Raw genomic sequence first — 6,188 nt, 5'->3', positions numbered from 1 at the left:
GGCTTCGCTTCACAGACGACGAAGGGAACGCGAGCGATCCCGCGCCCTTCCCTTCTATGGTAGTTATCTATAACGGGGAGCGGGTGAAGCAATGAACGAAGGCTTATTTTTCAGACGCGCAGATGGCGCAGAAATTCCCGTGAAAGAGGTTGAAGGGCTGAAAGGCAACGGGCTTTTAATCCTTATGACAGAAACGTTCCTTCGTGAAGAGGATATGCAGAAAATGCAACAGAGCATTGAAAGGCGTATCGGGGACGGGACGCGGGTTCTTGTGCTTGATGCACGGATCAAAAAGGTTATGCGGCTGGAGGTGTGAACGTGGAATATATATGCACACTTCCGGAAAAGGCAAAGAAAAAAGATTGTAGCGGGTGCGAGCATTGTGGATGGGAAGCGGCAGAGGCGGAACGCCGCCGCGCCTACCTTCGCGAACACGGCTTGACGCTATGCGTGGACGGCTTGCGCCGTCTAATTATTTCAAAGAACGGAGGTACAGAAGAATTGAAATACAAAGTATGCGACCATTGCGGCGCACACCTTGACAACGGGGAAACGTGCGATTGTCAAAGGGACGCGGGCGAAAGCAACAGCGGCGAAGAAAGGAGCGCAAACAATGACAGGAATTAACGAGGTTGCAAAGCAAATTCACGAAAACGCCGTCGATCACGGCTGGTGGGACGAAGAACTCGGATTTCCGGAAGTTTTGGCACTCATTCATTCGGAGGTATCCGAAGCACTGGAAGAATACCGATCGAGCTTGCCGACGTGATTATTCGCGTCCTTGATTATTGCGGATATGCCGAAATTGACATTGACACGGCAATTTCACAGAAGCACGAATACAACAAAAGCCGCCCGTACAGGCACGGCGGCATGAAAAAAGTTGTGATAAACGCAGTTTCCTGTGCAGTAAAAGGCGCTTTCTCCCGCCGGAAAGCCCTTTATTTTATGCTTTTGGCTGAAAGAAACTGCGCGATCCGGCGCAAGTGTGCGCGCAGGAAAGACAAAGGCGAATTGGGACTTTGCAAATTGCATAAAAATGTTGAGATTTTAACAGCGTTTTGGTATAATAATAAGTAATTGAAAATAAATGAGGGAGCTTTATGAAGTTAAAACGATGGGTGGTGGCCGCGCCGGATGAAGCGCGTGTGCGCGCCCTCGCCAGCGGAGGCGGCTATGCGCCGCTGACCGCCGCGGTGCTGACTGCCCGCGGACTGGATACGCCGCAGACAGCGGCCGATTATCTGGCGGCTGATCCCGCGGGCCTGCACGATCCCTTTGCGCTGACCGATATGGACAAGGCGGCTGCTGTCATCCGCCGCGCGGTGCAAAATGGCGATTCGATTGTTGTGTATGGCGATTATGATGTGGACGGCGTCACCGCCACCTGTATTCTGGTGGACTATCTGCGCTCCATGGGCGCGCAATGCACATATCATATCCCCAACCGCCTGAACGAGGGATATGGCCTGTCCCCCGCTGCGATAGAGCAGCTGTATGAGGAGGGTGCGCGGCTGCTGATTACAGTGGATTCGGGCATCACGGCGAATGAAGAAATTGCCGCTGCGCGCGCATTGGGCATGCAGGTGGTTATCACCGATCACCACGAATGTCACGAAACGCTGCCTGACGCTGATGCGGTTGTTGACTATAAACGCCCTGACTGCGGCTATCCTTTTGAAAGCCTGGCCGGCGTGGGCGTGGCTTTTAAGCTGATCTGCGCGCTGGAAGGCGCATCCCTTCCGGTGCTGGAAAAGTATGCGGATCTGATTGCGCTCGGCACGGTGGCGGATGTGATGCCGATTGTCGGCGAAAACCGGATTATGGTATCCGCCGGTTTGCGCAAAATGGCGGAAACGTCCAACCTGGGTCTGGAGATGCTGCTGCGCGAAGCAGGGATGAAGAACCGGCGGCTGACCTCGTCCACCATCAGCTTTGTGCTGGCGCCGCGTATCAATGCGGCGGGACGGATGGGCAGGGCTGAACTGGCAGCCGAGCTGTTTCTGACCAAGGATCCGGTGCGCGCGCAGAAACTTGCCGCTGCGCTGTGCGAGCAGAACAAACTGCGGCAGAATGAGGAAAACCAGATTTTAACCCAGGCGCTTGCGCGGCTGCGCACAGAATATAATCCGGTGGAAGACAAAATCATTGTGCTTGCGGGCAAGGGCTGGCATCACGGCGTGGTCGGCATCGTGTGCTCGCGTCTGTGCGACCGATATGGCTGCCCGGTTGTGCTGATTGCGCTGGATGAGGACGGTACGGGCAAGGGTTCGGGCCGTTCGGTGGCCGGCTTCAATTTGTTTGATGCGCTGACCTCGTGCAGTGATTTGCTGCAGCGTTACGGCGGGCATGAACTGGCCGCAGGGCTGACGGTTTCGGCAGATAAGGTTGAGGAGCTGCGCGCACGCCTGCGCGCCTATGCGGAGAGCCATGTCACCATGGCGGATTTGATGCCGCAGCTTCCGATCGACTGCCAGGTTGAGCCCGACTGGATTACGCTGGAGAATATCCGTGCGCTGTCCGTGCTGGAGCCGTACGGCATGAAAAATCCGGAGCCGGTTTTCTGCATGCGGAATATGACGGTGGAGGATATTACGCCTATTTCAAGCGACCGGCATGTTCGTCTGACGCTGGTGAAGGACGGAAAGCGTTTTTCTGCCATGCTGTTCGGCACGGGAATGGGCGGTTTGGGTTTTGCGCAGGGCAATATGGTTGACGCGGCGTTCCATCTTGAGATTAATGAGTTCCGCGGCCGCCGCACACCGCAGCTTACGCTGTGCGATGTGCAGCTGAGCGAGTGCGAGCATCTGGCAGACCAGAAGCTGCTGAATCTGTACAATACTTACATCGGAGACGGCCCGCTGACCGCGCGCCAGGCGCGCATTCTGCTGCCTGACCGCGCCGACCTGGTTGCGGTGTGGCGGCATATCACCTGCCGGGCGGAGGATGGACGCCTTTCTGTGCCGGACGGCGCGCTTTCGCGCCGGATCTCGTGGGAGAGCAGACGTGATATCAATATCGGCAAGCTGTTCGTTTGCCTGGATGTTTTTTCGGAATCAAGCTTAATCAGCTACCATTTCAAAGAGGGTATGCTGAATATCCTGCTCAAGCCGTATCAGGGCAAGGCGGATATATCGGGTTCCGTCGTGCTGGCTACGCTGCAAAGTATGGCGGGATAGCCGAAGGGGGAAATAGTATGCAAAACAAACTGGATTTTTTGCTGGAGCGGGTGCAGAAACAAAATCCGCAGGCCAATATCCGAAAAATCCGTGCGGCCTATGAGTGCGCGGCAGCCGCGCATGAGGGACAGAAACGCAAAAACGGCGAACCGTATATTATCCACCCCGTTTCCGTGGCGGAGATTATCGTGGAAATGGGACTGGATACCGATTCGATCTGCGCCGGCCTGCTGCATGACTGCATTGAGGATACCGAGTTTGGCTACAAGGAGATTGAAAACAAATTCGGCACACCGGTTGCAGAACTGGTAGACGGCGTGACCCGTTTGGGCATGCTGCGCTATTCCAAGGAGCAGGAGCAGTTTGAGGACCTGCGCAAAATGTTTATGGCGATGGCCAAGGACATCCGCGTGATTCTGATCAAGCTGGCCGACCGGCTGCACAACGCGCGCACTTTCCAGTATCTGCCGGAGCGCAAGCAGCGCGATAAGGCGCTGGAAACTATGGAGATCTATGCGCCGATTGCGCACCGCCTCGGCATGAGCCGGATTAAGTGGGAGCTGGAGGACCTGTCGCTCAAGGTGCTGGACCCCATTGGCTATAATGAGATTGTAGAGGGACTGAAAGCGCAGAGCGAGCAGCATGAAGAGTTTCTGAAGCGGATTCAGGACTGCATTGGGAAAAAGCTGGAGGAAGCGCATATCCGGCATGCACTGTCGGCGCGCGTCAAGCATATCTATTCGATTTATCGGAAAATGTATGCGCAGCACAAAACCATTAATGAAATTTATGATATCTGCGCGGTTCGCGTGATTGTGGACAGCGTGGCGGACTGTTATAATGTCCTCGGCTATGTACACGACCTGTATAAACCCATTCCGGGCCGCTTTAAGGACTATATTTCAACGCCCAAGCCCAATGGATATCAGTCTCTGCACACCACCGTTATCGGACGCGAGGGTATTCCGTTTGAAATCCAGATTCGCACCGAAGAAATGCACAAGATGGCCGAATACGGCGTGGCGGCGCACTGGAAATACAAGCAGGGACTGGACAAGAAGGGCAATGAGGAAGCCTTTGCCTGGATTCGCCAGATGCTGGAGGCCCAGCAGGACACCGAGGCGGAAGACTTTATTAAAAATATCAAAGTCGATCTGTTTGCCGACGAAGTATTCGTGTTTACGCCCAAGGGCGACGTGGTGAATATGCCGGCGGGCGCAACACCGATTGACCTGGCTTACGCGATCCACTCGGCGGTCGGCAACCGGATGACGGGCTGCAAGCTCAACGGCCGCATTGCGCCGATCGACAGCCAGCTCAAAAACGGCGATATTGTGGAGATTCTGACCTCCAAGGAGGCGCACGGACCGAGCCGCGACTGGCTGAAAATCATCAAGACGACCGAGGCGCGCAGCAAAATCAAGCAGTGGTTCAAGAAGGAGTGCCGGGAGGAGAATATCGTCAACGGCAGGGACGATTTGGACCGTGAGCTGCGCGCAAACCTGCTGTATAACAGCTTTTATGAGAATGAAGACATACAGAAAAACACCTTAAACAAATTTTCGTTTGCCACGCTGGACGAACTGTATGCGGCCATCGGTTACGGCGGCATTACGCTGACCAAGGTCATCAACAAGGTGAAGGACGATGTCGGCCGGCTGCGCCGTCAGCATGAGCAGGCCGAGCGCGCGGCGCATCCGCAGGAGCCGCCGCGCCGCACTTCCAAGAGCACAACCGGCGTGGTTGTGGAAGGCATTGATAACTGCCTGGTGAAATTTGCGCGCTGCTGTACCCCGATTCCGGGGGATGAGATCATCGGTTTTGTGACGCGCGGCTACGGCGTTTCCATTCACCGGCGGGACTGCACGAATGTCCATGTGGACGAGGACCCCGAACGCTGGGTAAAGGCCTGGTGGGACGAGGACCTGGCCAGCAGTGACAGAACCAGCCGTTTTTCCACCGGTCTCCAGATATCGACGCGCAGCCATATTGGTGTATTGAGCGATGTGACGACCGTGCTGGCTGCATGCAAGATCAATGTGCATGATTTGTCAGCCCGTGACCTGAACGACGGCTTCGGCATTATTAACGCGCTGGTCGATGTTGCGGGCGTACACCAGCTGGACAACCTGATCAGCCGTTTGCGGAGCATCAAAGGCGTGCTGGACGTGACAAGAACGGTGGATACGAACTAAGCGCTGCGGAATCTGCGCACGCAGAAAAAGGATTTTATGCCGTGAACGGTGTTCGCGGGCAGAAACGGAGCATAATAAGAGATGAGAGCATTGATCCAGCGTGTGTCGCGCGCGTCGGTTGCGATTGACGGCGCGGTGCATGGAGAGATTGGGCGGGGCTTTCTGGTCCTGCTCGGCATTACGGACGGCGATACTGCGGATGACGCGCGATATCTGGCGGATAAAATCGTCAAGTGCCGGGTATTTGAAGATGAAAACGGAAAAATGAACAGGGCGCTTGCCGACGTGGGCGGCGGCCTGCTGATCGTATCGCAGTTTACGCTGTACGGCGATTGTAAAAAGGGCAACCGGCCGAGCTTTACTGCGGCAGCCCGTCCGGAGACGGCCGTTCCGCTGTATGAGGCGTTTATCGCGCGCTGCAGGGAAAGCGGCCTGCCGGTCGGTACGGGAGAGTTTGGCGCGGATATGCAGGTGGATTTGTGCAATGACGGGCCGGTGACGCTGTGGATGGACACGGCGGAGATGCGCGCCAGATAAAAAGGAGAATGTCAATGAATATTATGCAGCTTTGTGTCGGCATGGTTGGCACCAATTGTTATATTGTATACGATTCCGAGAGCCGCGAGGCCGCGGTGATTGACCCGGGCGATAACGCTTCCTCTATCCTGCATGCAGTGCAGGAGGAAAAACTGAATGTCAAGTATGTATTGCTGACCCATGCGCATTTTGACCATATTCTGGCGGCGCATGAGGTGCTGGAAGCGACCGGCGCACAGTATGTTGTGCCGGAAGGCGACCTGTGGCTGCTCAGCCG

General features: G+C 55.7%; 7 protein-coding genes. All 7 read left to right on the top strand.

What is annotated here, in order from left to right; genetic code table 11:
* The first annotated feature begins 91 nt into the window (after window positions 1-91).
* Window positions 92-316, top strand: a complete 225-nt coding sequence (locus tag ACOYIE_RS08425; protein WP_033117135.1) for a hypothetical protein — start codon at window positions 92-94, stop codon at window positions 314-316.
* 297 nt (window positions 317-613) lie between these two features.
* On the top strand, window positions 614-769 hold the full coding sequence (locus tag ACOYIE_RS08420) for a hypothetical protein (protein ID WP_433412279.1): 156 nt from the start codon (window positions 614-616) through the stop codon (window positions 767-769).
* 104 nt (window positions 770-873) lie between these two features.
* The gene (locus tag ACOYIE_RS08415; protein WP_433412278.1) at window positions 874-1,080 is read left to right on the top strand and encodes a hypothetical protein; all 207 of its coding nucleotides are present in this window, start codon (window positions 874-876) and stop codon (window positions 1,078-1,080) included.
* 23 nt (window positions 1,081-1,103) lie between these two features.
* The gene (gene recJ / locus ACOYIE_RS08410) at window positions 1,104-3,179 is read left to right on the top strand and encodes a single-stranded-DNA-specific exonuclease RecJ (RefSeq protein ID WP_433412276.1); all 2,076 of its coding nucleotides are present in this window, start codon (window positions 1,104-1,106) and stop codon (window positions 3,177-3,179) included.
* A gap of 17 nt (window positions 3,180-3,196) precedes the next feature.
* Complete coding sequence (locus ACOYIE_RS08405; RefSeq protein ID WP_433412274.1) at window positions 3,197-5,374, top strand: RelA/SpoT family protein; 2,178 nt, start codon at window positions 3,197-3,199, stop codon at window positions 5,372-5,374.
* 81 nt (window positions 5,375-5,455) lie between these two features.
* A complete protein-coding gene (dtd, locus tag ACOYIE_RS08400; protein WP_433412272.1) occupies window positions 5,456-5,911 on the top strand; it encodes a D-aminoacyl-tRNA deacylase in 456 nt (151 codons plus the stop codon).
* A 14-nt stretch (window positions 5,912-5,925) separates the two neighbouring features.
* Window positions 5,926-6,188 (top strand): MBL fold metallo-hydrolase (locus tag ACOYIE_RS08395; RefSeq protein WP_433412270.1); only part of this gene is annotated, 263 nt, incomplete at its 3' end.

The organism is Agathobaculum sp. (assembly GCF_050946325.1).
Taxonomy (GTDB): Bacteria; Bacillota; Clostridia; order Oscillospirales; family Butyricicoccaceae; genus Agathobaculum.
This window is presented reverse-complemented; position numbering and strand designations above follow the sequence as displayed.

What these genes read in the sequence shown, in the direction of transcription:
- ACOYIE_RS08425 (WP_033117135.1), top strand. Translation starts at nt 92, where the DNA reads ATGAACGAAGGCTTATTTTTCAGACGCGCAGATGGCGCAGAAATTCCC.
- ACOYIE_RS08420 (WP_433412279.1), top strand. Translation starts at nt 614, where the DNA reads ATGACAGGAATTAACGAGGTTGCAAAGCAAATTCACGAAAACGCCGTC.
- ACOYIE_RS08415 (WP_433412278.1), top strand. Translation starts at nt 874, where the DNA reads ATGAAAAAAGTTGTGATAAACGCAGTTTCCTGTGCAGTAAAAGGCGCT.
- recJ (WP_433412276.1), top strand. Translation starts at nt 1,104, where the DNA reads ATGAAGTTAAAACGATGGGTGGTGGCCGCGCCGGATGAAGCGCGTGTG.
- ACOYIE_RS08405 (WP_433412274.1), top strand. Translation starts at nt 3,197, where the DNA reads ATGCAAAACAAACTGGATTTTTTGCTGGAGCGGGTGCAGAAACAAAAT.
- dtd (WP_433412272.1), top strand. Translation starts at nt 5,456, where the DNA reads ATGAGAGCATTGATCCAGCGTGTGTCGCGCGCGTCGGTTGCGATTGAC.